This window comes from Paenibacillus sp. FSL R7-277 (genome assembly GCF_000517965.1).
Taxonomy (GTDB): Bacteria; Bacillota; Bacilli; order Paenibacillales; family Paenibacillaceae; genus Paenibacillus_AQ; species Paenibacillus_AQ silagei.
This window is the reverse complement of sequence record NZ_ASPX01000002.1, coordinates 153,727-179,704: the sequence shown is the minus strand read 5'-3', so window position 1 is coordinate 179,704 and position 25,978 is coordinate 153,727. Positions and strand designations below refer to the sequence as shown.

Below are 25,978 nucleotides of genomic sequence, written 5' to 3'. Positions count from 1 at the left end.
CTCTTGGAGTATTGATCTATCGGCCGACAGAACTGTAGATAATACTATCATAAAATACTATATTTGGAATATCTAAATTAAAGCTTTTATATTGATAATCATAGATTTAACAGTCCGCCAAAAGCTTATTTTCAGCTTGTCTCATCAGATTTAAGTATACACCTTGTGCAATTAGTTAACTAGACGTATACTTCTAGTAAGGGGGCGATGAGATGAGCAGAATGAAGAAAATCACGATATTTACGGGTATTGGATTGTTGAGCGTTGTTGTCATAGCCATTGTTGCGGTCTACGCCTTCGTAATCCAGCGGCCGGTGACCACTATCCCCGTAATCGCAGAAGCGAAGCCCTACGAGTGGAATAAGGTGAAGCTGGGCGGGAATACCCTTTCCAGTGATGGATCGGAGTATTTCATCTGGACTAAGACCGGTGAGAGCAACAACTGGATCATCTTCTTTTCCGGCGGCGGGGTCAGCTGGGATGCCCGGAGCGCTGCACATCCTATTAAAATTATGAACTTTATTAAAGGCGGGGATACAGGCAACTATTTCGCTGACATTCCGTTCTATATGCTGACTTTGCTGGGCGGGATGATGGATACGGACAAACCGGATAATCCTTTTCACGGCTGGAATGTGGTCTACCTCCCTTATTCCACAGGTGACTTCCACATTGGTAACCGCGCCGCTACGTATTCGCGTGAGGACGGGAGCACCTTCACCATGCGGTATAACGGGCGTACTAATGTGCGCAGCAGCCTCGACTGGATCTATGCGAACGTGGCTAAACCCGATAAGCTGCTGATTGCAGGCGAAAGTGCTGGCGGATTCGGGTCCGCCTTCTGGGCGCCCGAAATCGCCTCTCATTACAAAGACTCGGAGATCTTTCAATATTCAGACAGCTCCTTCCTGAAGTCAGACAAGTGGCCGCAGGTGATGGAGCAGGAATGGGACTCGGATTTCACTGCAAACTTCGGGTATGCGCCGGAGGCAGATATCATCGGGGCTGCTTTTCGGGCGGATGGCCGGCTGCTGCCTGCAGGTACGGTGCTTTTACAAGCATACTCGGTATATGATGAGATCCTAATCCACTTTCAGAACAAGATTAACGATTACAACGGACCACGGGACCAGAAACTCATTAAGGAGTGGTCAGAGGAAATGCGGCAATCAGTAGCTGCTCTAGCGGCAACGGTTCCTAATTATTATTACTATCTGACGGATTACGGGCTGAACGCTGAGAACGGGACAACCCCGCACACTTTTTCCACCCGGGAGACCTTCTATCAGGCGGAGCAGGATGGTGTGAAGCTTGTGAAGTGGCTGGGGGATGCGGTCAATCAGCAGAAGCGCTATTCGGTAGGCAGCGAGTTCTTGGGGACAACAGCACCTGCTCAGGAGTAGCTTTTGCAGCAGCAATATTTTCGCAGGAAGATAGGAGAGAAGATCATTGAATTTACGTGAAAAGCAAATGCAAATGACCAAAGAGCTCATTAAGGAGGCCGCGCTGGGCCTATTCTGTACTCAGGGGATCGAACGGACGGATATGGCACAGATCGCCGGACAAGCCGGTGTCTCCCGCCGCACGTTGTACCTTCATTATAAGGACAAGGAAGATTTAGCCGCTAAGCTCTATGTAGATAATCTGGAACGGATGTTTGGCAGGCTGCTGTTTGATTTTGATTTTGCCCGGCCTGTTCCCTCCCTGGAGAAGATTCTGGATCAATATCTGGCATTAAAAGATCATCACGAGGCACTGATCTATTATGATGCTATTTTTGGAGTGTATTATAGCACCCTGTCCAAGGATCCGGCGGAGCTGCCTGATTTCAAGAGAGCTATGGAGGTCTGGTATTCCCGGTACATCAACCTTGAGACAGCAGCGGTGGCTCCAGAGTATCAAAAAAAGTGGCTGGATCTTCTGCAGAAGTCCACCCACCTGTATTTCATGTATTTACAAAAAGCCGTTATTCTGTCTCATCAGCGGGGCGGTTCCGTTACGGAGGAAGACCGGGCAGCGGACCGGCAATTCAAGGATTTCATTATGGCTGGCGTGCGGGCAACCTGACGATAATCGTTGTTCCCTCTTTTACCGCACCGTCCAGCTCAATACTGCCCTGATGCAGGGAGACGATTTTTGAGACAATTGCCAGTCCCAGGCCGTTCCCGTTATTACTTCCATTCCGAGACTTGTCTATTGTATAGAATCTTTGGAATACTGCACCCCACTCTTCCGGGGAGATCCCGATGCCATTATCGCTGATCGTGACCGCAACTTCTGCTGCACTGTGGTCTATACGGATGCGGATCTTTCCGCCTTCAGGCGTGAACTTGATGCTGTTGCCCAGCAGATTCATCCACACCTGCTTCAGCTGATCTTCATCGCCAATGATGTAGACCGCTTCCGGCAGCTCCAGATCGATAACGATGCTTCGGGCTGACCATTGCGGCTCACAGGTCACCACGATGGTTCTAATCTGCTCATCAAGCCGGAAGGAGACTGCCGAGAAGGGGTGATGCTCGGAATCCAGTGAAGCCAGCTTCAGCAGATTATCACTCAGCCGTGACAGACGTCCACTCTCCGCAATGATGATATCCAGATAGTCCTTACGCTCCTCTTCCGCAATCAAATCATTGTTCTGCAACGCCTTGGCAAAACCCGAAATAGAGGTAAGCGGTGTCTGGATTTCATGGGAGACATTAGAGACGAAATCCTGCCTCATCTGCTCCAGCTGCTTCAGTTCTCCCGCCATCTCCACATAGCTCTGTGTCAGCTCTCCGATCTCGTCTACACGGTTCATTCTGAGATCCACTTCGAAATCACCTTTGGCCAGTCTTCGGGTGGCATTCGTCAAAGCCTTAATCGGTTCCACCAGGTATCTGGCAGCAATAAGAATGCTTACACTTCCCAGCAACAGCACGAGCAGCAGCACAAAGAGTACCAGACGGTTGACGATATGTTCGTTCTCGGCTGAGTACTGCAGGAACATCGCACGCCACTCCCCCTTGAGCATAAAGGGCATTCCAATGAACGTATCATTATCTTCCGTGGAAGAACGATAGACCTTCCCCTGCAACACTTGCCGGACAGCCCCGGGAGTGATGGTAACAGCCGGACTATCCGCGAGCCCATAGAAAGTATGTTCCCCCGACTGGTCGTACAAATGGATAGGATGCGCCGATACCTTAACCATACTATTCAGGAACTCATCCGTATCTTCAGGCCTGGCGTCATCATATCGGTGAATGATCTCCCTGCCCACTGTAATCATCTCGTTCTGTCCCTCATAGCTTATTTGCTTCTGAAATACATACAAGCCGATGAAAAAGGAACAGATCAGACTAAAGACAATAATGCCGAGAAATGTGAGAATGACCCGAACATACAGTGTCTTGATCATGACTCAGGGATCAGGCGGTAGCCCAGACCGCGGGCAGTTTCGATATGAAAACCCTCGCCATTGCCGCTGAACTTCTCTCTCAGCCGGCTGACATGCACATCCACAGTCCGGCCGTCCCCTTCATAATTGAGTCCCCAGATTTGCTGGATCAGCTGTTCTCTGGTGAAGATCTGCCTGGGGTGGCTGACCAGCAAAAACAGAAGATCAAATTCCTTCAAAGGTAACGTGACCGGCATTCCACCGCGTGTAACCTGAAAAGTCCGGCGGTTAAGCACCACATTGCCAAGCTGTACGGACTGGGAAGTGACAACCAGTGAGCGTTTGAGCAGTGCTTTTACCCGCATGACCAGCTCAACCGGATCAAAGGGCTTGGTCAGATAATCGTCCGTTCCGAGCTGAAATCCTTTCACTTTGTGGGCCGATTCCGCTTTGGCTGTCACCATGAGAAGGGGCAGGTTGGCATCCGTACGCCGGATTTCCCGGCACAGCTCCCAGCCGTTCAGTCCCGGCATCATAATATCCAGAATCACAAGATCGACATGCGAGTTCTCAATGATGGACATCGCCTTGGTGCCATCCCCTGCTTCTTCGAGGTCGAACCCTTCTTTGCGCAGATATAGAGACATCAGCTTCCGGATATTGTCATCATCATCCGCGATCAGTATAGTAGCCACGATCATCCTTCTCTCTTAAGCGTTATCCAAACTGCCAGCCGAGCAGATTCCAATAGTAGAAGAAGAACGTCAGTTGGGCAGCCGACAGCATCACTAAGGTGTAATGCACCCGCCTGAGGGCGGTCCAATATTTATTTTTCCATACCAGTATAGCTGAGACCAGCATTGCTAAGGTCAAGCCCGCCATAATAATTGGCATAACCAAGCTGACAGACAGTAAAGGGCTGATACTGCTGAGCTTCTGCATAATGTCCATGGACATAATAATCATAAACAGAGTCATAAAAGACAACAGCGCCCAAACGGCAGTTCCCGCAGATAATCGGATGGCCCGCTTTTCCGGGAGCGTCATCGCCTTGAACCTGCGTCTGAAGAAGATAGGTCCGGGCAATGCCGTGAGGAAAATGAATCCCAAGACACCAAGCAGGATAAGCCAAAACTTACTCTGATCCAAAAGCGGCGTACGCTCCAGCGGCATCTCCGGAGCCATGTCCAGGAGCATATGTGTCACTGCGCCGGACTCATCCGTCAGGAAGCCGATCTGGTCGGTCCCTTCCTCCAGCTGGAACAGGTTAGGAGCGACTGCTCTGTACAGCTGTTGTTCACTGCCGCTTCCCAAGGATATCTTGTTATCCACAATCGTAACATTCATCTGGGCAAAAAAGTTAAAGAACTTGTCAATATCACTTATGTTGCGGCGTGTAAATTGATAGGAGCCGGCATATTTCTGTACGGATTCCGCGGAAGCGGAGAACTCCGGCTGCTTCACTTCAGGAGCGGGATAGTACTTGTTGAACAAGGCCTGGACCAGATGGGTCGCAGCTTCGCTGCCTTGACCGCCATTGTAGGATAAGAAAATCCCCAGTTGCTTGTCAGGTGCGAGATACAATTCCGTATTAAACATGGGATCGGAGCCGCCATGAGAGATTATTCTCACCCCGTTCACCCGCTTCTCTGCGAATCCGAGAGCTACTCCCGGCAGGCGCTTATCGAGCTGGAATGCCGTTGAATGCATCAATGCAGCCGTCTCAGGCTTCAGAATCTGCCCGGTGCCATATTTCCCGTTCTGCAGATGCGCGATCATGAAATGTGCCATGTCTATTGCAGATACAGTACCCGAGCCGGCAGGACGAAATCCGCCCTCGAAGGTAGGTGTGCCCGGAATAAAGCTGCCGTTCCCGCTATTATACCCTACCACCTGGTTAGGGATGAATGACTCCGGCAAAGGCTCCACGACCGTTGAATGCTTCATGTCCAGCGGATCGAAGATATACTTCTGAATATAATCATTATAAGGAATACCGCTGACATCCTCCACGATCATACCTGCAAGCGTTGCTCCATAATTAGAATAAGCACTCATCTCACCTGGCGGTCTGATCCGTGCCAGCATATGTTTATTGAGTGTCTCCGAGATGGAACCGGGCAATCGGGCAGGATCAGTGACGATCTGATAACCGACTCCGCCCTCTTCAAAGCCTGCTGTATGGGTCATCAAATGACGCATGGTGATGGGTTCAGGATAAGTAGCAGGAATCTTCACGGATTTCAGGTAGGTATTAATGTCCGTGTCCAGATCAATCTTGCCCTGTTCCACCAGTTGCATCACTGCTGTCCAGGTGAACAGCTTGGTCGTTGAAGCGATTCGGAACATGCTGGTTGCAGGGTCAACCGGAGCCGCTTGCTCCAGATTGGAACTGCCATACCCCTTGCCCAGAATGATTTTGCCATCCTTAACGATGGAGATCACCGCTCCCGGAATTTGCAGCCGGTTCATATACTCTTCCATCATTCCATCCACGAAGGCTGTCAGACTTGCCGTATCCTCAAGATTGGCAGGCGCTTCAATCCGGGAACCCGGTGAAGCGGCTTGCCCTGTCTCCGCACTGGCATGTTTCCCGGGAAATATAAGGCTCGCACTTAATCCCATCACAGCCAATATAGCCAGAGCAGCGATCAGCCTTTTTTTCATAAATATCAACATTATTACCCTCCGCATCATCTTCTATATTTAAGGTTAGGGCCAATCTCCCTAACACTTCTAGAGATTATCAGAGTAGTGTGAATGGAACGTTAACAGAACTTCTAATCGTTATGTAACGATTAATTTCTTTTCCATACCCTTACACTGATTAAATAATATAAAGTCATAAGAAATTGGATTATTAATATACCCAGCGGAAACAAATAAAGCATTTCAAACTGATATTTTCGGAAAAGCTCAAAGGAAACTACAGCATAGCCTCTGGGTTCAATACCTTGCAATTCCACGAAAAGAAATAAGAGTAAACTGCTTGGAATGACCGTAAATAAAAACCAGGTGATTTGCTCCTCTCTCTTATTAGCCCTAATAAACAATAAAGAATTAATAAAACACATACATAAGGGCAGGAAGTAGGTTTTGCAAAGTAATATTATTATTCCTGTTGCCCATCCCTCAATTCTTATCTCAAGAAAATAGATTAAAATCAGATGTACTGCAATTGCTGTTAACATATAAAGAACGGCTTGGTATATTAGCTTTATGAATTTCCCCATTCTCTTTTCTCCTTGCTAACATTGTATGAGGCAAAATGATTATTCTTTGGATAATATCATAAACCACATGGAAACCCACAGGAGTAACTGGATAACCGAATAGACAAAGGGGAATAACAGCATCAATTCCAAATACCCTTGTTCAAAATGAAGTACAATAAATGCAGATTCACTAGGCTCCGCGCCTGCAGCCTCCTTTAATTTAAAGAGAATAACAATACTGGGAAGCAGACTGGTCAATAGCCAAACCAGATTATACCTGATCTTCTTCGTTTTCAAAGACCTTACACAAGTTGCATACAACAAAAAAACCGGAGCGCAATATGTCAATGCAATTTGCAGACCCCCTACTTCCTCCCACGCACCCTTTTTTAAATTCAAAAAGCTAATAATCAGCAAATGAATTATACCCACCACTGCAACCTGCGCTAGTCCTTTAATCCTAATAATCATCCGCTCACTCAACTTAACTCCCCCGAGATTATATATATTTTCCTTTTACACCGAATATCGGATTCTCCGCTTGATTTATGTATATCAAAGAACATCAAAAAAGGAGCCGTATACAGATACGGCCCCAACTCATATTATTCTTCTTACAAACGAGATGGTACAGACAGAATCAGGATTGCTATACTTTTAACTTAATTGCATAGTAGTCAGGCAAGTATCATCACTCTCAAAAGTGGAAATCTCAGACTGGGCCTGCTTACCTTCATGAGTAATGGTCATCTTATAGTTCTGATCACGCGGCAGCCATAGGTCGATGAAGCCGTTCGGCTGGGACTTGACGGTCTGGTTCATGATCTCCTTACCGTCCGCATCTTCGATTGTTACCCCGAAGGATTGGCCGGCCATCTCTCCCTGGCAGCCGGTCAGGCTGTGGGTGGCACAGGGATGTGTATTCTGCACATAAGGGGCAACCGACAGGAAGAACTCATCCTCCGGCAGCCCGTAGACTGCTTCGTTAGAACCGCCGCCGTCCACGATCAGCTGGGTCGAGGTAATCGAAGCGGACTCCGCAGTCAAGGTGCGTGAGCTGAAGTCAGCCACCATTTGCTTGATATCCTGACTGGCAGCCTGACTGCTTCCCGGAGTTGTAGCAACCTCCGTTGTCTTCGTCCCCCCACTTCCCGCGTACAGGTAGATTCCCAGCGCTGCAATAACTGCGCAAGTACCCGCTACTACTTTATTGTTCATGTTAAAATTCAGCTCCTTATAGATGGCATTCAGCCCATTTCTTCCCGCAGATCATGCTCCATGAACAGAATATCACGTTTCATTTCCTTCATGCTAGCTCTGGAGATCCGTCCGGCCTCGAACATCAGCTGAATGTGGTCACGTTCGAGCTGAATGCCTGCTCTCGACAATTCCTGCAGCGATTCTTCGAACTCCCGTTTCGTGGAGGAGATGGACTCTGGACGGGTTAACCGCATTCTTCCCCGCTCATAGCGCAGAATCAGGGCGCTAATTACTTCAGGCTCCATCTCTCCCGTAGTCTGCAGCTCTCTCAGCCGCTCAAGAACATAAGCGAAAATCCCGGCCTGCAGCCGGTTTGATTCCTCACGCCGCTCCTGCGCGCTTAAGCGGACCTGCTGAATGACTCCTGTGATTTCTTCCCAGCTTTTGAACGGAATCAGATCATTCTTGTACTGCGGATCACGGGTGTATATGAACAGCTGCCGGTTCAGGCGGTTCAGATAGCGGTATGCCGTATACGGGTTCACTTCGTGCTGCTTGAGCGCAAGCATAGTGTATTCCCGCTGCCACTTGAGTGCTGTCACCCCAAGCTTCCGTTCCATTTCCTCAGCGTCTTCATTCTTCTTCAGCAGACGGATTCTTGCGTTATAGATCCCGGTTAGATGATTCAAGGCGAGGCGGGACTGATCTGTTGCCTGGTCATTTAAGCCCGCAACCACACTGCGCAGAATTTCGATTTTGGCCTCGGCCTCCTCAGCATTGTGCTCTGCTTCATGATCTGAGCCAAGCAGCAGCGGCAGCAGAAAGTTAGACGCCAGCAGGGTCCACAGAATGACACCCGCCGCCAGGAAAATAATCAGGTCTCTCGCCGGAAAGTAGGAGCCGTCATCCAGGAAAAACGGCAGTGACATCGTACTCGCCAGGGTAATCGTACCTCGAACCCCCGACAGTGTGAGAATGAGCGCCTTTTTGAATTCCAGCTTCCAGGGTCCGCGCGGCTCCTCCCCTTCGGGAATATCCATGACCAGCATCCAGATCAGCCTCAGACCGAGGACAGCAGCAGTTAATAGCAGGGTATACAGGATAACCTGGACATTCCCTATATCAGGGTTGTTCCAGACGGTCTGAATAATCTCCGGCAGCTGGGTACCCAGCAGCAGGAAGACCAGGCCGTTCAGGACGAAGATAATGACGGACCAGGTGCTTTTGGACACGATACTCAGCTTGGCTACTTCAGGATTCATCTGCTTGTACCCGAAGGAATGGGCGATCCCTGCACTGACCACTGCCAGAATGCCATTGACTCCCAGCTCCTCAGCGGCCATGAAAATTGCAAAGGGTGTCAGAATCTCAATCAGCATATGTAGCGTGACATTCTCCATCCCGAGCCTGCGCAGCCACCGCACGATCCCGTATTTAATGAGCGTAAGCACAAGACCCAGCACCACACCGCCTAGCGAGATGCCAATAAAGCTCAGACTGGCCGTTTTGAAAGAGAAGGCGCCTGTAACCATAGCCGCAACTGCAAATTGAAAGGACACCAGACCCGACGCGTCGTTAATCAAAGATTCTCCTTCGAGAATTTGCATCGTCTGATGGGGGATTTTTACTTTTTGCTCCAAAGCGCCTACAGCAATCGCATCCGTAGGGGCCAGTGCCGCAGCCAGCGCAAACGCAGCCGCCAGGGGCAATACCGGCAACAGCCAGTGCAGGAAATATCCCAGCACCCCTACCGTTAGAAAAACCAGCCCCAGCGCCAGCAGCAATATCGGCTTTTTCAGCTTCCATAAGGCCACTTTATCAGCAAGCCTGCCGTCATTGAACAGCAAGGGAGCAATGAATAATAGCAGGAACAGCTCCGGGTTCAGCTCCAGCTCGAAATGCAGGGGCAACCAGGTCAAGGCCATACCCAGCGCGATCTGAATGATCGGCACGGAGAGCGAGGGGATGAACCGGTTCACCAGATTAGACAGTGACACGGCTGCCAGCATCAACAAAATATACTCAAATAATTCCAATCGGACAAACCTCCATCTCTGCACTTGTATGTGCAAATACTAAATTACGTTATGTATTTAAACTCAGTATAAACGATATGCGGTGAAATATCCTCTTAAGGGTAGGACTATAAAGCATCTATTGCCGCTCCCCCGTATGCCGGCGTATAATTAGCTCAGACGAAGAACGTCCCAAGCCATCGCTGGCAGAGGGGCGTTCTTTTTTTGCGTAAAGGAGAGATGGAGGGAATGCAAATGGATTTTGAAAAAGCGCATCAGCTGCTCTTGGACCATCATTTGTCGATCAGAACAGGAGAGCGCAGAGGCCGGCTGTCACGGGGGCATCAGTATGCAGAGAAGCTGCTGCTGCGTAATGTCTGGTGGCCGCTGTTTGGCAATCTGGATGATCTGCATCCGGAGTATGAGGTCTACGACTGGAACCGTAAATCGCAATTTCAGGATTTTGCATACTGGGGTGTGCGGGAGAATTGTTGCAGGAAATGCAGGAATCTTAACGTGAAGTTACTTAAATGCGGAGTATTCCTGCTTTTTGTGCAACATTTTCTGATTATGGCCCCTTAATGAGAGGCAATGTTGCATTATGTGCAGGAATTGTAATTGCGCTGCCGCCTCCACTTCCAAATCAGCAGGGGACGACTCAATGTATAGGTCAGCAAAATGACTCAGCAGGTGAACACAATTACAGAGGAACACCCCGCTTATTTCATAAGCGGGGTAACTTCCTGTTCCATTTGCCCGAGCAACTCGTCAACGGTGGACGTTTGCGTGTAGAGACCGTCCATCAACAGCTGGATCTTCGTATCAATCTGCTGCCAGTTCTTATGTCCGGGCGCGATCCGCGCCGTGGCGATCTGATCGAGCACCGCCCGCTGGATGCTCTCCGGTGAAGGCTTGGATGCTGCCCGCAGGAAGACATCGGATTCCAGAACAGACTTGCGTGACGGGACAAAATATTGCGCGGTGATGCTCATAGACTCTGCACTGGTGATGAACTTGAGGAATTCTGCAGCCTCTGCCGGATGACTGGTCTCGAAAACAGATACTCCCGCATAACCGAGGGAGGTCCCTGTCCCCTTAATGCCTGACGGCATCGGAGCGATGTCCCAGGCAAAATCGGTAACCGCGCGGGCCTTGGAAGTATAGCTGTAACGGTCCGTATACATTCCAATCCGGCCGCTGTCGAAGGCAATCTCATCCCCGGGCAGCGGGTGCACCTTGCTCTTGAACATCATGTCACTGTAGAGCTGGAGCGCTTCCTTCCCTGCGGGAGAATTGAGTGCAAATGATGCTCCGCCGCTGTCGAACAGCTCCGCTCCATGCGACCAGAACAGCGGCAGCAGTGCGTCCGACCAGTTGTTCCAATCGCGGACCAGCTTCACGCCGTAGATGCCGCGCTGCGGGTCGGTAAGGCTTCGCGCCGCCTTGAGGAATTCATCGTAGTTCCACTGCCCTTCTTCATACAGCTCCGTTGGCGTCTTCAGTCCACGGGCCTGGAACAAATCCTTATTGTAATAGATCAGCACCGGGGGCGTGGAGAACGGGATGCCATATAAATGGTCTCCCCGCTTAAAAATATCAAGGGTAGACGGATAAATATCCGCATACCGGTAGTCAGAGTCATCCTGAACCGCTGCGGCAATATCAGCCAGTTGGCCTGATTCAAGCAGTTGCGGGATCATCCGCTCCGCCAGCCAGCCGGCATCCGGCGCGGTGCGGGAGGCCAGCATGATTGACAGCTTCTGCTGATAATCCGCAAAGGGAATCATCATAATCTCGACCTCGATCCCGGAATGAAGCTGTTCAAATTCAGCTATAAGCTCCTCCACCATCGCCTTCTGCGCATCATTGCCCCAGATACTGAACTTCAGCTTCACGGGTGCCTGCACAGCAGCCGTCCCGCTCTCCACTTCTCCCTCCCCGGCTAACCCGCCGGGCGCCCCGTTTCCGGCACCCGAAGAACAGCCCCCAGCCAGCAATACCGCAGCGATAAGCGCTAACAGCCTAATCCGCATGATTCCTCTCCTCCTTGCCTGTCCCCTGCGGGTCCGGCATCATTCATCGCCTCCCAGTTCATCGGCAGGCGCAGCGAGACCGTTACCCCGCGCTCTGCCGTATTATCCAATGTCAGGCCGTAAGGCTCCCCGTAGAGAAGCCTTAGCCGCTGATGGACGTTACGCAGCGCGAGCCCCTTCCGAATCCGGCCAAAGCCTCCCTGGTCAGCATCCGCAGCGGGCCGGGGGGTACTGCCATATAGCTGGTGTTCAAGGTCCAGCAGCCGTGCGCTGCTGATGCCAAGGCCGTCATCCTTGACCGACAGGACCAGATCCTCCTCGTCCACAGAAGCGGTCAGGACAAGGTGCAGTGGCTCCTGACCCATGGCATGCTCAATGACATTCTCGATCAGCGGCTGCAGAATCAGCTTCGGCACCACACAGGAATCAAAGGAAGAATCAATATGGATCACGGCCTCCAGCTTGTCCCCTAGACGCATGCCTTGAATACGCAGATAGGCTTCCACGAATTTCACCTCATCCAGCACATACACCATCTGTTCCCGGTGGCCTACGGTATAACGCAGCAGCTTGCCGAGACTGGTTACCACACCGGAGAGCTCCCGGGTATTGCCCTGAAGTGCCAGCATGTTCACCATCTCTAGCGTGTTGTACAGAAAATGCGGATGAATCTGGCTCTGCAGCGCCAGCAGCTCTGCCTCCCGCTCCTTCAGCCGGGTCTCATAGACCTCCTTGACCAGACGGTCAATCTCGCCGATCATCGTGTTGAATCCTTCGGTCAGCTGCCCGATTTCATCGCTGGTGGTGACCGTCGCGCGTTCGAGGAACAGCCCCCGCTTCACCTGCCTCATCTTCGACTGAAGATGAGCAATGGGCTTAATCAGGCGGCTCGACAGCAGTATGGCTGCTACGTAAGCCGCCATAAGGGCCACTATGGAGACAATCAGTGTAGAGTTTGTCAGCTCACGGGCATCCTCCCGAAGCTGCGCCCGGGGCATCAGCGAGGTGACCTTAAGTCCTGTGTACGGTGATTCCGCAGAGGCAGTAATATAAGATTCGCGTGAATCGGGAAGCTTGCCGGACCCGGAGTACAGAACCACCTGATCCTTGCCAGTAATCTGCAGCAGGCCGCTCCCGCTTGAGCGTACCGTCGAGACAATTGATCCGAAGCCCCGGGGCATCAGATCTACCTTGACAATCCCCAGCATGGCATGGGTGTACGGTTCACGGATGACTCTGGCTACGGAGATGATCCCCTTCTTCGCCTCTGTGTAGTAAGCTGCGCTGTGCGGCGGAAGAATGGCAAGGCCACCGTCCGCCTGCTCTACGGTCTCCATCCACTCTGCCATGCTGCGGTCCCACCGCTTCCTCACACTCTGGTCCAGATTACTGAAGATTCCGCCGTCATTGGTGAACACCAGGATGCTCTCGATTTCCCCCCGGTCAAAAGCCAGCGAAGAGATAAACAGGTTCATCTTCAGCGTCTCATCCGTGCTCAGATAGGTGCCGCCCGAACCCGGCCCCCTGTGCTTGCGGAGAATCTGCATCATATCCTCATCATACAGCGGCGCAAGCGTCAGACGGTCCAGCTCCTTAATATAATGCTCCAGATTAATATTAATCTGGCTGACGACCTGATTGGACAGTTCTACCGTGCTGCGTTCTACTCCGGCAATATATTTCTTATAGCTGATGGTGCCGATGACCAGGAACGGAATGGTGATCAGCAAGCAGAATAAAATGATAAACTTCGTGCGCAGCGGCACATAAGCGGATCGTTTGAATCTTTTACCGGATAACATGCGTAACATGCGGACAGCCTCCCCGAACTCTGGTTCTACATCAACATAGCATAATCCGGGATGGAAGTCAGAGCTATCCGCCATGCCCTGCCCAGGCTCAGAGATTCCGGCTCAGCTATTCTCAAGCTCTCTTGACCAGACCTCCGTCTGCCTCCAGAATTCGGCGGCTGTCAGTGTCCCGCTGTGAATCATATACGCGTAATCCAGCAGATTCGGCAAGCAGGGCAGGTCCAGCAGATAACGGCTGAACGCATGCGCAGCGATCTCCGAGGTCTTCGTTACGCCCGCCCGGATACGCAGCGGCCCCAGGGAGAGGCTGCTGATGTCATCCAGCCGCTTATTCGTGTATCCCAGCTCCGTGAACTCCAGATCATGGAACAGCTCATGGGCGAGATGAATGTCGGTAACCTCCCTGAGGCTGAAGGAACGGCCGGGAAGCAGCACACCGGCACATTGCCGCAGCTCCTCCATGGAGGACCGGTACAGTGTAATGACGCGTTCCTTGGCCGACAGCTCAATCTGGGCGCGGAAGCGGATCTGCCCGATGGTGCCTTTCCGTTCATTGAGGTTCACCTGGATGCCCCTGTCCCTGCAGATGGCTCCGACATCCGTGCCATAGCGGGCTTTGAACGCCAGAGCCTGCTCCTTCCCGATGGCCAGCGGACGCTCTACATAATAACGAAGTTTACCGCTCGGAATCCGGTGGAACAGCAGGTCGTTCTTCAGTTCGGCATACCCCAGTACATGATCATCCGGCAGTGTACGTGCATCTGTCTTCATCATCCTCTGCACCTCCTACTGGTAGACGACCGCGAGCAGCTCGCTGTTGTCCTCGAGCAACCCTGTCTCCACCTCAAGAATGGAGAACAGCTGCTCCTTGGTCTGCATCCCGGTCAAATCGAGCATTTTTTCCTTATAGAAAACAAAGGTCTTGGGGATCGTGGCATTTGCATCCGAATAGATCGTATTCTCCTCCAGGAACGAGGCGAACCGGTCAGCCATATTCTTCTTCAGAAAAGCCAGGTGATACGCATTCGTCTTCTTGAAGCGCACCACCCCCTCACGGTCGAGCACGCTCACATGGCTGAGCTTCTTCTTCACCAGGCCGAACATCGACTTCTTGATCTCGCTGGCCTCGAACAGATACCATCTGCCGGAGGCTGCCTTCAGCTCCGTCTGCTCCACAGGCTGGCCCAGCGCATCCGCCGCCGTCTGCATCAGCTCATTCACCGGCACCGCGCGGCTGGCCAGATCCTTCGAGCGCAGCTCCGTGGAGCCGGTGGCGATCGCCCGCAGAATATTGCGCTGGGAGTCGATCTCGATTGTGACATCGACCGTGGATTCGTTCGCCCCGGACTGGACGATTCTCTCCATAATCTCTGCCCGGATCAGCTTGATGTCATGCTCGGTGGCACCCACGACCGTCTTCTCGATCTGCTCGCGGACCATCGCCATCCCGACGCCAATCGTGGAGATATACGGCGCATTGTTCGCAATCTGGTGCTTGAAGCCTTCCTTCGCAGCCATGGCCGGGACCAGAACTGCACCGCTGCCTCCGCCGCCTACCAGCGTAATGAATCCGGTGTCCAGCTCATAATCGCTGATCATCTGGTTCACCACCGCCATCACCTTGCGGATGGCAATATCCATGGCGGCCCGGGCCGCCTCCTCCGCAGACATCCCGAGATGAGAACCCAGCGCCTGCCAGGCGATCCGCGTGCTCTCCATATTCCCGCGCGCATAATCCGTCTCCGGCACATGGTTCAGCAGATTCGCCGCTCCTGCCAGGGTCAGCGCATATTCATGGCCCCCCCTACTACGAACCGTAACATAATCCGGGTCTCCTTCGCGCGGTCTGACGAGACCGATCCCAGGCTGCTCCAGGTTCTCCTTGCCGGTGAAGCACTCGTATTCCAGTCCCGCAATATGCGCACTGCGCGGGCCGACATCCGTGATCTTGCCCCCGCCGATCTGGATCATGCTGCCTCCGGCAACGGCCAGCGTCCGCACATCCAGCGAGCGCAGATAGGTCTTGTGTCCGCCGACCTGGGCGTTCTCAATCATGACCTTACCGTTCTTGATCACAGAAATATCTACGCTGGTGCCGCCGACCTCGAAGAAAATGCCGTCCGATATCTTCTCATACATCAGGGCACCGGCCACGCCGGCCGCCAGCCCCGACAGCATCGTCAGGATCGGGCGCTTGCGCACCTCGTCGATGCTCATGACCCCGCCGTCGCAGCGCATGATCATGAGCTGTGAGGTAATTCCCGCTTCTTGGACCGCCTGCTCGGTCATATTGGCCGTCTCCATCATCTTCGGGATCAGGCTCGCATTGACGACCGCTGTGCGGGTCCGCGTCTTCAGCCCGTAGAGCTGGGAGATCTCATGTCCGCCGGTGGCGTACACTCCCCGGCTGCGTGCCGCTTCCATCACTCTCAGCTCATTGGCCGGATCATCGACACTGTAAGCTTCCGAGGCTACAATGACCTCTGCGCCCTGAGCCAGCAGCTGGTCAATCGCATCGTCAATGGCTTCCGCTGTAAGTTCCCGGGAGTCAATGAACTTGTGATACGTAGTAAGATACTTGCCCGCAGCCAATTCAATATCCGCCACATTGGTCTCTGAGCGGGCACTGCGGGCATCCAGCCCCGTACCCATCCCCACGATGCCTACACGGGCAACATCGCCTTCCAGCAGCGCATTGGTAGCCTGCGTCGTCCCGTGGGCGATGAACTTGATATCGACGGGAAGAATCCCGTTCTCGCTCATGATCCGCTGGATGATCTGGACAATCCCGCTGGCGACTCCGCGTTTATCGTGGTGCGTGGTGGGCATTTTGACCTTGGACAGCACCTCAAAGGTTTCATTATCTATCGCAACGGCATCTGTGAAGGTTCCTCCGACATCGATGCCGATTCTGATTTGTTTATTGCTCATAGCAGGTTCTCCTCTCCATGAAGCTTAGGTCTCTAAGAGTCTCTAAAAGGCAATCATCCCCGCGATAATCATCGAGATCATCACCGCAACGAACATCCATGGCAGCGTCTTGCGCAGCGTTTCAATAATATCCGTCTTCGTGTAATCGGCGATCCAGACATTGTGCGAGTTGGTCGGATCACTGACAGCCTGCAGATTGCTCACAATACGCAGAGCGAGCATCGCTGCCACAGGGGCCATACCACCAGCCACGATCAGTGCCGCAATTCCGCTGCCGAGTCCCCATACATTGAGCGGACCCCGGTAGATTGCCAGCGGAGAGAGCAGCGTAAAGACGAGAATGTACATTAGTGGACTCGTCGGAATAATGACTTCGATCAGCGGCTGGATTAACGAGGCCACCTGTGGCGCGGTTACCGCACTAAGCAGCATCCCGATTCCGATCATCAGACCCAGCGCACCGGCTACATCCTGAATGCCTTCCACCAGCGCACTCGACAACACATGGAATGGACGCTTGGGGGTGGCCAGCAGCAGGGTGACCAGAGCCCCCATGAAGACCGCCGAGACAATATCCACCTTCAGAAAAAACACAAGCAGCACCGGAACAAGCGGACTGATCAGCGCAATCGCTCTTACGTTCTTGTTATCCTGAGCCTGGAATTCCGGCTTAAGCGGCATGGCCCAGGCGCGGCGGACCTTACCGTCTTTGCGGGTGTAATAGACGATCATAATCAGGGCAATCACAATCAGCGGGACGGCACAGACGAGCGAATAAGAAGCAATCGTGTTCGTTGGTACCTTAAGCACATCGGTATAGATCGCCCAGGTAGAGACGTTGAACACCACACCGACCGCATTGGCCAGTAGTACTACCAGACCGCTTACAAAGGGCTTAAGTCCGGCTGTCAGCATAATAGGGATAGCGATGGTCCCGACCAGAATAACCATACCCAGTCCGTTCGCGGCCGAGAAGATCACAGAGGCGGCGAGGAAAAAGATAATGGCAATCGCCAGCGGCTTATCTCCCGCCAGCTCCGCTGCCTTGCGGATAATGGTCTTCGTGATACCGACCTTGCTGAGAATCTGGCCGAACCAGGCGCCGAAGATCAGTCCGGCGATGGCGGTGGACAGCTTCATGGCTCCGCCTGCAAGCACACCCTTCGTGATGGTGAAGGTGTCCGGGTTATCAGACAGGAGCGGGATGCCGGCAATCGCCGCCAGCAGAATCGCCATCATCGGCAGCGCGAGCAGTGTGGTCAGCTTGCGGGTCATCATCAGACCCACAAACACAATGAATACAAGTAAAATCCCGATAATTTGCACGGTTTCCAAACCAATTCCTCCTAAAGTTTTGTTGAATATACGTTGTTATAAGAATTATTATTTAATTGCAGTCAATGGTAGATGCTAACAACAGCTAACAACATTTAGATGTATTTCTACAATTAAACTACACACAGCTTAATAACTGGCCGCTTTAGTTGCACATATTACAGTTATGGCGCCGCGCGTTACACTTCCAGATAAGCGCCGTGCGCGACAAGCATCTCCTGTAGTCTCTTATAGTCCACCTGCTGCACTGGAACTCCCTCTTTGACAGCCAGCGCCGCCGCCGTACCGCCCGCCTGCCCGATTGCGCCTACCGTCGGTGTAGTCCGCACAGCCGCCTGGGCTTCAAAGGTAGCCGAGAGGCATCTCCCCACAACAATCAGATTGTCGATCTCGCTGGTGATCAGGCAACGGTAAGGGATGCCGTACATCGCGCCCCACTCCAGATGATCTGTTGCGGTTCCCTCGCCGTCCGGGCTGTGGATATCAATCGGGTAGCCGGAATGGGCGATCACATCCTCGAAGGGCTTCACCGACAGGATATCCTGCGCAGTCAGTGTGTACACACCTTTGATCTGGCGGGAGCCGCGTACGCCGATGGACGGGCCTGTAGAGACAACCACTGAATCTTCGAACCCGGGAATATATTTTTTCAGAAAAACCTCCAGCTCCCGGCACTGCTTGCGGCCCTCAATCTCGGCCTCGCTGAGGCTCCATGGGTCTGTGCTGTCCTTGCCGAGAATCCGCGTCGTGTTCATAATAATCTCACCGGGATTGCTCGTCTCGAAGAATAGCACATCCTCTCTCGGAATACTGATCTCACCGCGCGCCTTCGCTTCACGGAATTGCTTGTCGAAGCCGACGACAGAGAGTCTGGCCGCCGAGTCCATCACCGTAATATCCAGATTCATGCGCGGAAAGTCCTCACGGTGCCCGCGGATGTACGCCTTGATTTTCTCCGTGTCCACTCCCCTCATCTTCATCTTCAGTGTCATCGGCTGCGACTGCTCGTCGGATTCGCGCCCTTTGGTGAACGGGACGCCGGACCAGGCCGCCAGATCGCCATCCCCCGTAGCATCGATGAACACATCCGCCGAGATCCTGCTAAGCCCGCCTTTGTTGCACAAGGTAAGCGATGTAATGCGTCTGCCGGATACTTCAGCACCGGCCAGCATCGTATGATACAGCACCTCGCCTCCGCTCTTCTGCAGCATCAGATCCAGCTCGTATTTCATCGCTTCCGCATCGAACGGTGTCACTGAATAGGTGTAGTTCGTCGCGTCCGGGATATGCCCCGGCGATTTGCCGAGCGCCCGGAGCCGCTGAATCAGCTCATCGGTGATTCCCTGGATAGCCTGCTTATCCCCCGCGTGAAAAGTCATCATCGGTCCTACGCCCGCAGCAGTCAGGGTCCCGCCCAGGAATCCCCCCGCCTCGATGATCAGCGTCCGGGCGCCTGCTCTTGCTGCCGCGATAGCCGCTATGGAGCCGGAAACCCCGCCTCCCGCCACAACCACCTCATATTTCCGCATCCTTGCTCCTCCTTCTTCTTCTAAAGTGAACGGTTACATTACTGCTGCTCCCTGTATTGGGTTGGGGTGCAGCCGGTATAGTCCTTGAATACCGCCATGAAATGCTTCGAGCTTAGGTAGCCGGATAATTTGGCAACCTCATAGATTCTGAGATTCGTCTCCTTCAGCAACTGCTTGGCCCGGTTCATCCGGCACCGGGAGACATAATCCGTGAAGTTCTGTCCGGTCTCCGTCTTGAACAGCACCGACAGGTACTGATGATTCAGATGCACCTGCTCCGCCATATATTGCAGCGAAATTTCCTGATCCAGCCGCTGGGCAACCAGTTCTTTCACTTTGCGGATCAGTTGCCTGCCCTTCTGGTCGGTCTCCCCCTCTTCCGGCTGGCCCGGCAGAGCATTCCGGGCTCCATGCTTGCGCTTGAACTCCCCTAAGGCCTGGGCCAGCTCCGTGCGGTCAACCGGCTTCAGGAGATAATCGCTGATGCCGTATTTGATGGCCTGCTTTGCATATTCGAAATCGGCATACCCGCTCAGAATCAGGATATACAATTCAGGGTACTGGTCACGGACCCGACGGATCATCTCCAGCCCGTTCATTTCATTCATCCGTATATCCGAGATCAGGACATCAGGCTTCACACTCTTGAGTGCCTCCAGTGCAAGTCTTCCGTTCTCTGCCTCACCCACCACCTGAAAGCCGCCGATGACCTCCTCAATCAAATGCTTGAGGCCCGCACGGATCAGGGCTTCATCCTCAACCAGAAACAGCTTGTGCAACCCTATCCCTCCAAATACAGTATCTGGCCGCCGCTGCGCTTCGCCAAGCTTCTGAGGCTCATTCCTGGTGAAACGCTTACAGTACCAGTATAAAATTTGAGCACCTGCAATGAAACGGCCCTCATTCGAGAAAAGGTATGAAATTTCGAGATGAATCCGCGTCCGCTCCGCCAGATATGAAACCGGATGCCCTTCACGCCTGTAGTAAGGCGGAAATGACATCCGGTTCTGCTTGCTTGTATATACACAGCCCTCTTCTGGCCTGGCTGATTACAGGCTTTGCGCTGTGCTGTTATCATACAGCGCAATCAATTCATCGAATGATGAGATAATGACATCCGAGCCCTTCAGCTCATCCTGCCGCCCGAAGCCGGCATAGGCGCAGCCGATCACGGTCTGTCCGTTGCCCTTGCCCGCCTGTACATCGGAGGAACGGTCCCCGACCATCCAGGCACTGCCGATCTTGTGATTGTCCAGCAGAAGGCCCAGCAGCTCGGTCTTCGTTGCCGTGCCCGAGCCGCCCGCGCTGTACAGCCCCTCGAACAGGTCCTTCAGCTCGTGTACGACTACGATGCTATGGATATAATCCTCCAGCCCGTTGCTGGCGACGAACAGCTTCACTCCGCGTGCGTGCAGCGCACGCAGCGTCTCGACTACCTTAGGGTACAGTACCGTCCCTCCGGCCTCCAGCCCCTCAATCTCCAGCTGCAGGAGCAGTTCATCCGCCCGGCGGTGTACCGCCTCATCCGCTTCCGGCATTACGTTCTTCCAGATATCCGCAAGCAGCATGCCTAGACTGCCCAGGATGCGCTCCTCCGGCGGAGTCGGGCCGGAATGCAGGCCTTCTTCCCGCAGAATATCGAACATTTTATGATAGGCGGGCAATAACAGGCTTTCTGTCTGGAACAGCGTACCATCCATATCAAATACGATGGCTTCCGGCTGGTTTAATTTCGGCAGCGGTCTGTTCCCCGCCTGTGTCTGTTCTTCGTTGCTCATGAGGTGAATCATCCCTTCCAATTGTTCTTCGGTCACACGCCCTAATGATATAGGAAGCAGCAGATGTTGTCTACGAACCCCTAATTACAGAAAGGGACCGCAGTGCAAACACATGGAGTGCTTACACTGCGATCCCTTCTGTTCATACTGCATACTGCCTCAGAACCTTAACTTATACGTTGTCGAAGCTTGAGATCAGTTCATCAAGAACATCTTTGCTGACCATTTTACCCTTGAAGTTGATCAGGTTCTCGGAACTTCCGGAGAAGATGCAAGTAGGTTCATATTTTCTGAGAATGATCTTTTCGCCGTCCACAAAAATTTCGAGCGGATCCTTTATGTCAATTCCCATTGTTCTGCGCAGCTCAATCGGAATCACAATACGTCCCAGTTCATCTACTTTTCTTACTATGCCAGTTGCTTTCATCATTATGCATCCTCCCTTGAAATAACACTTGGATCATCATTCGGTGTTAAAAGCTATCAAAGCTTCTAATAAGTAGAAATGATTACTCTATAATTGCATTGTAAAGTGCTATTTCTTTCCTGTCAATTTTATTTCTACATCTTTTGATATTTATCGACAAAAAATTCGACAAAGTTTAGAGTTTTTTCGACAAATTTATAATCGAAACCGTTTTATATCCATTTTATTCTTTTCATTCAATTTTTGCCCGTAATGCTGTAGGGGTATGGCTGAAGCGGTTTTCCCCTTAGCTTACGGCCGCTCCTTAGGAACTATGCTCTTCCTTTACTTGACAAGAAAGATATACAATCTATATATTTTACGTAATATACTATATTGGAGTGTTTCCATGAGCAAAGAAGCTGAGAAAGAGCAAGCCGTCTATACCGTCATGGAGCATATGGCCAGTGTGCAGCAAAAGTCACAGGCGTTCATAGACCGGATTACGAAAAAAGGGTCACTCTCGCAGAACCAGATCATGCTGATGTTCCTGCTGCAGCTCACCGGCTCTCTTAATATTACGGATATCTCAGAGCGGCTGGTCATTACGCCGGGAGCCGCTTCGTTCATGTGCGATAAGCTGGAGGATCTGGGATTCATCGAGAGAGTGCGCACGAAGGAAGACCGCAGAGTCGTCAATATTGTTCTCACCGGATCAGGCAAGCAGCACATCCTTTCTCTCTTCGACACCTTTGCATTGACTGACCTTGACAAAATATCGGCAGCCCTGCAGAGAATTGATGAGCTGATGGGCGGAATGTTACAGTAGCATCAACGGCTATCCTTTAAGCACAGACTGCATTTCCCATCGGGGAGTGCAGTTTTTTTTGTAAATATAGAATTTATATGTTTCACACGATAACTTATCCTTCTATTTCTCGCTGAAACGGTACCGTCCTTAAAAGGACGGCAATGCCGTTTCTACTTGTAAAGAACATATATTGATTAAATATTTCATTTAATATATATTATAGTTACTAAAATAGTATAAAACGGTGGTGATTGAACCTATGCCTGCACTGAACCCGACACCTGCGGCCAATAAACCTCTTAAAATCAACGGCTCCCGGATCTGCCGGGGGGATATGGATGCCTCCCATGTGGAGGTGCTGGGCCACCTGCATGTCAGCGGGAGCTTGACCACAGCACGCCTGAGGCTTAGAGGAGAATGCTCCATAGGGTTATCTTGCAATACGCAGGAGCTGAGCAGCTTCGGCAGTCTGCGCGTTCCTGAACTCAGGGGCGTGAGCATCACGGCCACTGGATACCTGTCTGTTACCGGTGAGGTTGCCGCAGAAGAATTCAAAGCCGAGGGCTGCGTACGTATAGACCGCTTGTCCTGCATGGGAACCATCCGCATCAAGCTGGGGGCCTTGTGCAAGATCAGGCACATGACCTCGGCAGGTGATATTATCGTGTCGCCCTCCTCCAGGCTGCTCCCAATTCCGCTGAGTCCTTTCCGCAAGCTGCGCTGCGGGATCATTGAAGGGGCTGACCTCACCCTATACCGGACGCAGGCAGACCTTGTGTGCGGACAGAATGTTACGCTCGGGCCGGGTTGCTCCATCCGGGAGATCCGTTACCGGGAGACGCTGACGATTCATCCACATTCCCGGATAGGCAAGATTATTCAGATGAATACATAACGATGGAGGTACACGACATGAAATCTTCTTCTTCTGGTGCAATGCCTATACTGCTGAACTATCTGGCAAAAGGATTCGTCATCCTCTTTGCATTGCCCGTACTGGGCGTCTGGGTGGCCGGGAGCCTCATCTGTGCCATCATCGCTCCGATAGCCGGCTTGCTGCGGACCTTCGGAGTCAGTGCCATAGGGATGGGGCTGACCCCATCCTATTCCGTCCCGGTCTTTCTCAGCTTGCCCTTCAGCCTAGTTCTCGCGTTCCTCCTGCTCTTGTCCTTTTATTACACCCGCCGTTTGCTGCTGTTAAGCCTAAGCTTCATCAAGTAGCAAAAAAGGGGTATTTCAGCAGCCATTCACCGGTGCAGAAATACCCCTTTTTGTATGCAAATCACCCTGTATCAGCTGTTCAGCCTCTTCTAGGTGTGCGAAGCTGGCCCTATGAGCGAAGCTCGAAGAGCCTCGCAGTCTTGCCGGCGGGCAGCGTAACGGTCAAGCTGCCTTCCACAGCGTCCCAGCTCCACTGCGCCCCGTGCGCCTCAGGATACGCACACCGTGCCTCCGCCTCACGCCCCCTCAGCTCAGGAACGGGCAGCGTGACCGCAGCCGCTTCTCCAGCAATCCGCCATACAGCAATATAGCGGATGTCTCCATGACGCAAGCCGAAGCTGATCCATTCCCCTCCACTGTTAGGCAGACCGAGCGGCCAGAAGGCGAAGGCTTGCGGAATGCAGGCGCGGATAGACTTGTAATAATCCAGCGCCTCCTTCACCAGCGCCCGGCGTCTTGGCGTTAGCTCGGCCAGATGGCCGCTCTGATGAACGCGAAGCAGCAGCGAGTTAACCATATTGAAAATGACCTCTTCATCGTCGCCTTCGCGCAGCGGATACGACCAGACCGCCGATTGCTCGGGAGTCAGTGCAGCCGGAGAGCCTGCGGCAATGGCAGCATACTTCACATAATCCTCCTGATCACTGGTGGACTGGATGCTGTGGCGGCTGAGCATGGCGTAATCCATCCGCATCCCGCCGCTGGAGCAGTTCTCGATGACGAGCTGCGGATAACGGGCGAAGATGCTGTCCAGCCAGGCCAGATAAGCGCGGTTATGCTGCAATAGACCGTCCCCGAAGCTGTCCGCCCCTGTCTCCGTACCAATGCCTGCATTGATATTATAGTCCATCTTAATGTACCCCACGCCGTACTCCCCGACCAGCCGGGCAATCACGCTGTCGGCATGATTAATGACCGCAGGATTACGGTAATCGAGCTGATAGCGGCTGCGGTCCTTGACCCGCTTGCCATGGCGCATGAAGAACCAGCTGTCGTCGGTCTCCGCAAGCTTCGGACTGTTGATGCCCATCACCTCCAGCTCCAGCCAGAGGCCGGGAATCATCCCCTTGCTGCGGATCACATCCAGCACATACTTGATGCCTTCCGGGAAGCGCTCAGCCGAAGGCTCCCACTCGCCGACCCCGTCCCACCACTCGCCGGGAGCATACCAGCCCGCGTCGATACAGAAGTATTCACAGCCGACCTCGGCAGCGGCATCAATCAGCGGCAGCAGCTTCACCGTTGTCGGGCTTCCCCACAGACAGTTCATGTAGTCGTTGAAAATCACCCGCAGCAGCTCATTATCCTCATTCGGTCTGCGGATCAGCCGCCGGTATGCGGTAAGCTGCTCTGCCGCCTCTCCGAACCCGCCCTCTACTGCACCTGCGGCCACTGGCACGGAGGTGAACGCTTCACCGGGGGCGAGCCTCAGCCACCAGTGATTGTCATGCTCCGTAGGCCCGCTGACCAGCAGCGTAAGCTGATCTGCCTGATCCGTCAGCTCCCAGTGCCAGGAGCCATTATGTTCAATCTGCCAGAACAGGCTGCTTCTGCTCTCCTTGTTGCGCAGCACGGCCATTGGCAACAGCTCAGCCGCCGACCAGGAGCCGGTATTGCTGGCGGCAACCCGCTTCGATCCACGATCGGCGAGATGGGACATGCCCAGCTCGGGCAGGCTGTAGCTTTTCCACTGCAGCTCACTCTGCCACCCGCTGTGAGCAATACTCACTTCGATCTTGTCATTGCGGTCTCCGCTGCCCTCTTTGTCCACTCCAGTGAGTGCGAATGAAGAGATATACTCCACAGCCGCTTCCGCATTGCCTTCATTTCGAACCACTGTCCAGGAACGGACAATCTGCACACCGGTATAGAACTGATAATGCTGTACTGCCTTTACACCCGTCAGCGGGTCAGCCAGTGTAAGCTCCAGCTTCCGTCCCAGCGGATTCACCGTGTCCCTATGCCCGTCATACACCATGCGCAATCCCGGATAAGATGCACGGTGCGTCCGCCCGTGATATTCCGCCCGGTCTTCCCCCGACAGCTGCAGCTCCAGCAGCCGGAAGCTTGCCTTATGCTTCTCTTCTATGCTCCCTGCTTCCAGCGGCGCTGCGCCAAAATGCAGCAGCCGCACATCCTGCTCCCCAGTAATTTCAATCGTAAGATACAGCCCGTTCTCGGCTATCTCTATGAGCCTGCTCTGCATATCTGATTTACCCTCCTTACAAATGATGGTGTCCTTGGTTTCCTGTTTTCCTGCCTCTCCGGAAATCCAAAGCTCACGCAGTTACGTCCAGCCACTTACACCCCCCAC

22 protein-coding genes and 1 pseudogene are annotated in these 25,978 nt (G+C 52.8%); 6 read left to right on the top strand and 17 right to left on the bottom strand.

Going from position 1 to position 25,978, the window contains the following annotated elements; all coding sequences use genetic code 11:
* Nucleotides 1-212: 212 nt before the first annotated feature.
* Together C173_RS01250 and C173_RS32615 are read left to right on the top strand one after the other, a co-directional pair.
* The gene (locus tag C173_RS01250; RefSeq protein WP_036721570.1) at nucleotides 213-1,403 is read left to right on the top strand and encodes a pectin acetylesterase-family hydrolase; all 1,191 of its coding nucleotides are present in this window, start codon (nucleotides 213-215) and stop codon (nucleotides 1,401-1,403) included.
* A 46-nt stretch (nucleotides 1,404-1,449) separates the two neighbouring features.
* A complete protein-coding gene (locus C173_RS32615) occupies nucleotides 1,450-2,067 on the top strand; it encodes a TetR/AcrR family transcriptional regulator (protein ID WP_051477741.1) in 618 nt (205 codons plus the stop codon).
* On the opposite strand, the gene C173_RS01240 is transcribed toward C173_RS32615, so the two are convergent.
* The 7 genes from C173_RS01240 to C173_RS01210 all read right to left on the bottom strand — a co-directional run bounded on the left by C173_RS01240 (nucleotide 2,042) and on the right by C173_RS01210 (nucleotide 9,830).
* Nucleotides 2,042-3,400, bottom strand: coding sequence for a sensor histidine kinase (locus tag C173_RS01240; protein ID WP_036721566.1), 1,359 nt, complete (start codon nucleotides 3,398-3,400; stop codon nucleotides 2,042-2,044). The genes C173_RS32615 and C173_RS01240 overlap by 26 nt on opposite strands.
* Nucleotides 3,397-4,074: a response regulator transcription factor gene (locus C173_RS01235; protein ID WP_036721658.1), complete on the bottom strand. Its 678-nt coding sequence runs from the start codon at nucleotides 4,072-4,074 to the stop codon at nucleotides 3,397-3,399. The genes C173_RS01240 and C173_RS01235 overlap by 4 nt, the downstream gene beginning before the upstream one ends.
* A 22-nt stretch (nucleotides 4,075-4,096) precedes the next feature.
* Nucleotides 4,097-6,046, bottom strand: a complete 1,950-nt coding sequence (locus C173_RS01230; RefSeq protein WP_235191721.1) for a serine hydrolase domain-containing protein — start codon at nucleotides 6,044-6,046, stop codon at nucleotides 4,097-4,099.
* Nucleotides 6,047-6,177: 131 nt separating this feature from the next.
* A complete protein-coding gene (locus C173_RS01225) occupies nucleotides 6,178-6,612 on the bottom strand; it encodes a hypothetical protein (RefSeq protein WP_036721564.1) in 435 nt (144 codons plus the stop codon).
* A gap of 39 nt (nucleotides 6,613-6,651) precedes the next feature.
* Nucleotides 6,652-7,077, bottom strand: a complete 426-nt coding sequence (locus tag C173_RS01220) for a hypothetical protein (protein ID WP_036721562.1) — start codon at nucleotides 7,075-7,077, stop codon at nucleotides 6,652-6,654.
* 174 nt (nucleotides 7,078-7,251) lie between these two features.
* Nucleotides 7,252-7,812, bottom strand: a complete 561-nt coding sequence (locus tag C173_RS01215) for a CueP family metal-binding protein (protein ID WP_036721558.1) — start codon at nucleotides 7,810-7,812, stop codon at nucleotides 7,252-7,254.
* A 29-nt stretch (nucleotides 7,813-7,841) separates the two neighbouring features.
* Nucleotides 7,842-9,830 (bottom strand): Na+/H+ antiporter, encoded by a 1,989-nt coding sequence (locus C173_RS01210; protein ID WP_036721556.1) that lies wholly within the window; start codon nucleotides 9,828-9,830, stop codon nucleotides 7,842-7,844.
* Between the two features lie 234 nt (nucleotides 9,831-10,064).
* Here C173_RS01210 and C173_RS01205 point away from each other — a divergent pair.
* Nucleotides 10,065-10,280 (top strand): annotated as a pseudogene (locus tag C173_RS01205) (hypothetical protein); the annotation flags it as partial.
* 248 nt (nucleotides 10,281-10,528) lie between these two features.
* On the opposite strand, the gene C173_RS01200 reads toward C173_RS01205, so the two are convergent.
* The 9 genes from C173_RS01200 to C173_RS01155 all read right to left on the bottom strand — a co-directional run bounded on the left by C173_RS01200 (nucleotide 10,529) and on the right by C173_RS01155 (nucleotide 21,656).
* Entirely contained in the window at nucleotides 10,529-11,842 is a 1,314-nt protein-coding gene (locus tag C173_RS01200) for an ABC transporter substrate-binding protein (RefSeq protein WP_051477740.1), read from the bottom strand.
* Nucleotides 11,824-13,653, bottom strand: a complete 1,830-nt coding sequence (locus C173_RS01195) for a sensor histidine kinase (RefSeq protein WP_051477739.1) — start codon at nucleotides 13,651-13,653, stop codon at nucleotides 11,824-11,826. The genes C173_RS01200 and C173_RS01195 overlap by 19 nt, the downstream gene beginning before the upstream one ends.
* A gap of 102 nt (nucleotides 13,654-13,755) precedes the next feature.
* A complete protein-coding gene (locus C173_RS01185) occupies nucleotides 13,756-14,427 on the bottom strand; it encodes a hypothetical protein (RefSeq protein ID WP_036721547.1) in 672 nt (223 codons plus the stop codon).
* 12 nt (nucleotides 14,428-14,439) lie between these two features.
* A complete protein-coding gene (locus C173_RS01180) occupies nucleotides 14,440-16,584 on the bottom strand; it encodes a hydantoinase/oxoprolinase family protein (RefSeq protein ID WP_036721542.1) in 2,145 nt (714 codons plus the stop codon).
* Between the two features lie 42 nt (nucleotides 16,585-16,626).
* Entirely contained in the window at nucleotides 16,627-17,910 is a 1,284-nt protein-coding gene (locus C173_RS01175) for a citrate transporter (protein WP_235191726.1), read from the bottom strand.
* A 188-nt stretch (nucleotides 17,911-18,098) separates the two neighbouring features.
* Nucleotides 18,099-19,448, bottom strand: coding sequence for an FAD-dependent oxidoreductase (locus tag C173_RS01170; protein ID WP_036721537.1), 1,350 nt, complete (start codon nucleotides 19,446-19,448; stop codon nucleotides 18,099-18,101).
* Between the two features lie 38 nt (nucleotides 19,449-19,486).
* Nucleotides 19,487-20,227 carry a response regulator transcription factor gene (locus C173_RS01165; RefSeq protein WP_036721647.1) on the bottom strand — a complete coding sequence of 247 codons (741 nt, stop codon included), beginning with the start codon at nucleotides 20,225-20,227 and terminating at the stop codon, nucleotides 19,487-19,489.
* Between the two features lie 270 nt (nucleotides 20,228-20,497).
* Nucleotides 20,498-21,226: an HAD family hydrolase gene (locus tag C173_RS01160; protein ID WP_051477738.1), complete on the bottom strand. Its 729-nt coding sequence runs from the start codon at nucleotides 21,224-21,226 to the stop codon at nucleotides 20,498-20,500.
* A gap of 172 nt (nucleotides 21,227-21,398) precedes the next feature.
* Nucleotides 21,399-21,656 (bottom strand): AbrB/MazE/SpoVT family DNA-binding domain-containing protein, encoded by a 258-nt coding sequence (locus tag C173_RS01155; protein WP_036721536.1) that lies wholly within the window; start codon nucleotides 21,654-21,656, stop codon nucleotides 21,399-21,401.
* 385 nt (nucleotides 21,657-22,041) lie between these two features.
* Here C173_RS01155 and C173_RS01150 point away from each other — a divergent pair, with 385 nt between their 5' ends.
* From C173_RS01150 to C173_RS01140, 3 genes are all read left to right on the top strand, one after another.
* A complete protein-coding gene (locus C173_RS01150) occupies nucleotides 22,042-22,461 on the top strand; it encodes a MarR family winged helix-turn-helix transcriptional regulator (protein ID WP_036721531.1) in 420 nt (139 codons plus the stop codon).
* Nucleotides 22,462-22,702: 241 nt separating this feature from the next.
* Entirely contained in the window at nucleotides 22,703-23,338 is a 636-nt protein-coding gene (locus tag C173_RS01145; protein WP_036721528.1) for a hypothetical protein, read from the top strand.
* A 17-nt stretch (nucleotides 23,339-23,355) separates the two neighbouring features.
* A complete protein-coding gene (locus tag C173_RS01140; RefSeq protein WP_036721527.1) occupies nucleotides 23,356-23,664 on the top strand; it encodes a hypothetical protein in 309 nt (102 codons plus the stop codon).
* A gap of 109 nt (nucleotides 23,665-23,773) precedes the next feature.
* Here the strand turns inward: C173_RS01140 and C173_RS01135 are convergent, their stop codons facing one another.
* Nucleotides 23,774-25,870 carry a glycoside hydrolase family 36 protein gene (locus C173_RS01135; RefSeq protein WP_036721524.1) on the bottom strand — a complete coding sequence of 699 codons (2,097 nt, stop codon included), beginning with the start codon at nucleotides 25,868-25,870 and terminating at the stop codon, nucleotides 23,774-23,776.
* Nucleotides 25,871-25,978: the final 108 nt, after the last annotated feature.

Excerpts from the sequence above, each read along its gene's own strand:
- C173_RS01250 (WP_036721570.1), top strand. The coding sequence starts at position 213 with ATGAGCAGAATGAAGAAAATCACGATATTTACGGGTATTGGATTGTTG.
- C173_RS01240 (WP_036721566.1), bottom strand. The coding sequence starts at position 3,400 with ATGATCAAGACACTGTATGTTCGGGTCATTCTCACATTTCTCGGCATT.
- C173_RS01230 (WP_235191721.1), bottom strand. The coding sequence starts at position 6,046 with ATGAAAAAAAGGCTGATCGCTGCTCTGGCTATATTGGCTGTGATGGGA.
- C173_RS01225 (WP_036721564.1), bottom strand. The coding sequence starts at position 6,612 with ATGGGGAAATTCATAAAGCTAATATACCAAGCCGTTCTTTATATGTTA.
- C173_RS01215 (WP_036721558.1), bottom strand. The coding sequence starts at position 7,812 with ATGAACAATAAAGTAGTAGCGGGTACTTGCGCAGTTATTGCAGCGCTG.
- C173_RS01200 (WP_051477740.1), bottom strand. The coding sequence starts at position 11,842 with ATGCGGATTAGGCTGTTAGCGCTTATCGCTGCGGTATTGCTGGCTGGG.
- C173_RS01195 (WP_051477739.1), bottom strand. The coding sequence starts at position 13,653 with ATGTTACGCATGTTATCCGGTAAAAGATTCAAACGATCCGCTTATGTG.
- C173_RS01185 (WP_036721547.1), bottom strand. The coding sequence starts at position 14,427 with ATGATGAAGACAGATGCACGTACACTGCCGGATGATCATGTACTGGGG.
- C173_RS01180 (WP_036721542.1), bottom strand. The coding sequence starts at position 16,584 with ATGAGCAATAAACAAATCAGAATCGGCATCGATGTCGGAGGAACCTTC.
- C173_RS01170 (WP_036721537.1), bottom strand. The coding sequence starts at position 19,448 with ATGCGGAAATATGAGGTGGTTGTGGCGGGAGGCGGGGTTTCCGGCTCC.
- C173_RS01160 (WP_051477738.1), bottom strand. The coding sequence starts at position 21,226 with ATGAGCAACGAAGAACAGACACAGGCGGGGAACAGACCGCTGCCGAAA.
- C173_RS01155 (WP_036721536.1), bottom strand. The coding sequence starts at position 21,656 with ATGATGAAAGCAACTGGCATAGTAAGAAAAGTAGATGAACTGGGACGT.
- C173_RS01150 (WP_036721531.1), top strand. The coding sequence starts at position 22,042 with ATGAGCAAAGAAGCTGAGAAAGAGCAAGCCGTCTATACCGTCATGGAG.
- C173_RS01145 (WP_036721528.1), top strand. The coding sequence starts at position 22,703 with ATGCCTGCACTGAACCCGACACCTGCGGCCAATAAACCTCTTAAAATC.
- C173_RS01140 (WP_036721527.1), top strand. The coding sequence starts at position 23,356 with ATGAAATCTTCTTCTTCTGGTGCAATGCCTATACTGCTGAACTATCTG.
- C173_RS01135 (WP_036721524.1), bottom strand. The coding sequence starts at position 25,870 with ATGCAGAGCAGGCTCATAGAGATAGCCGAGAACGGGCTGTATCTTACG.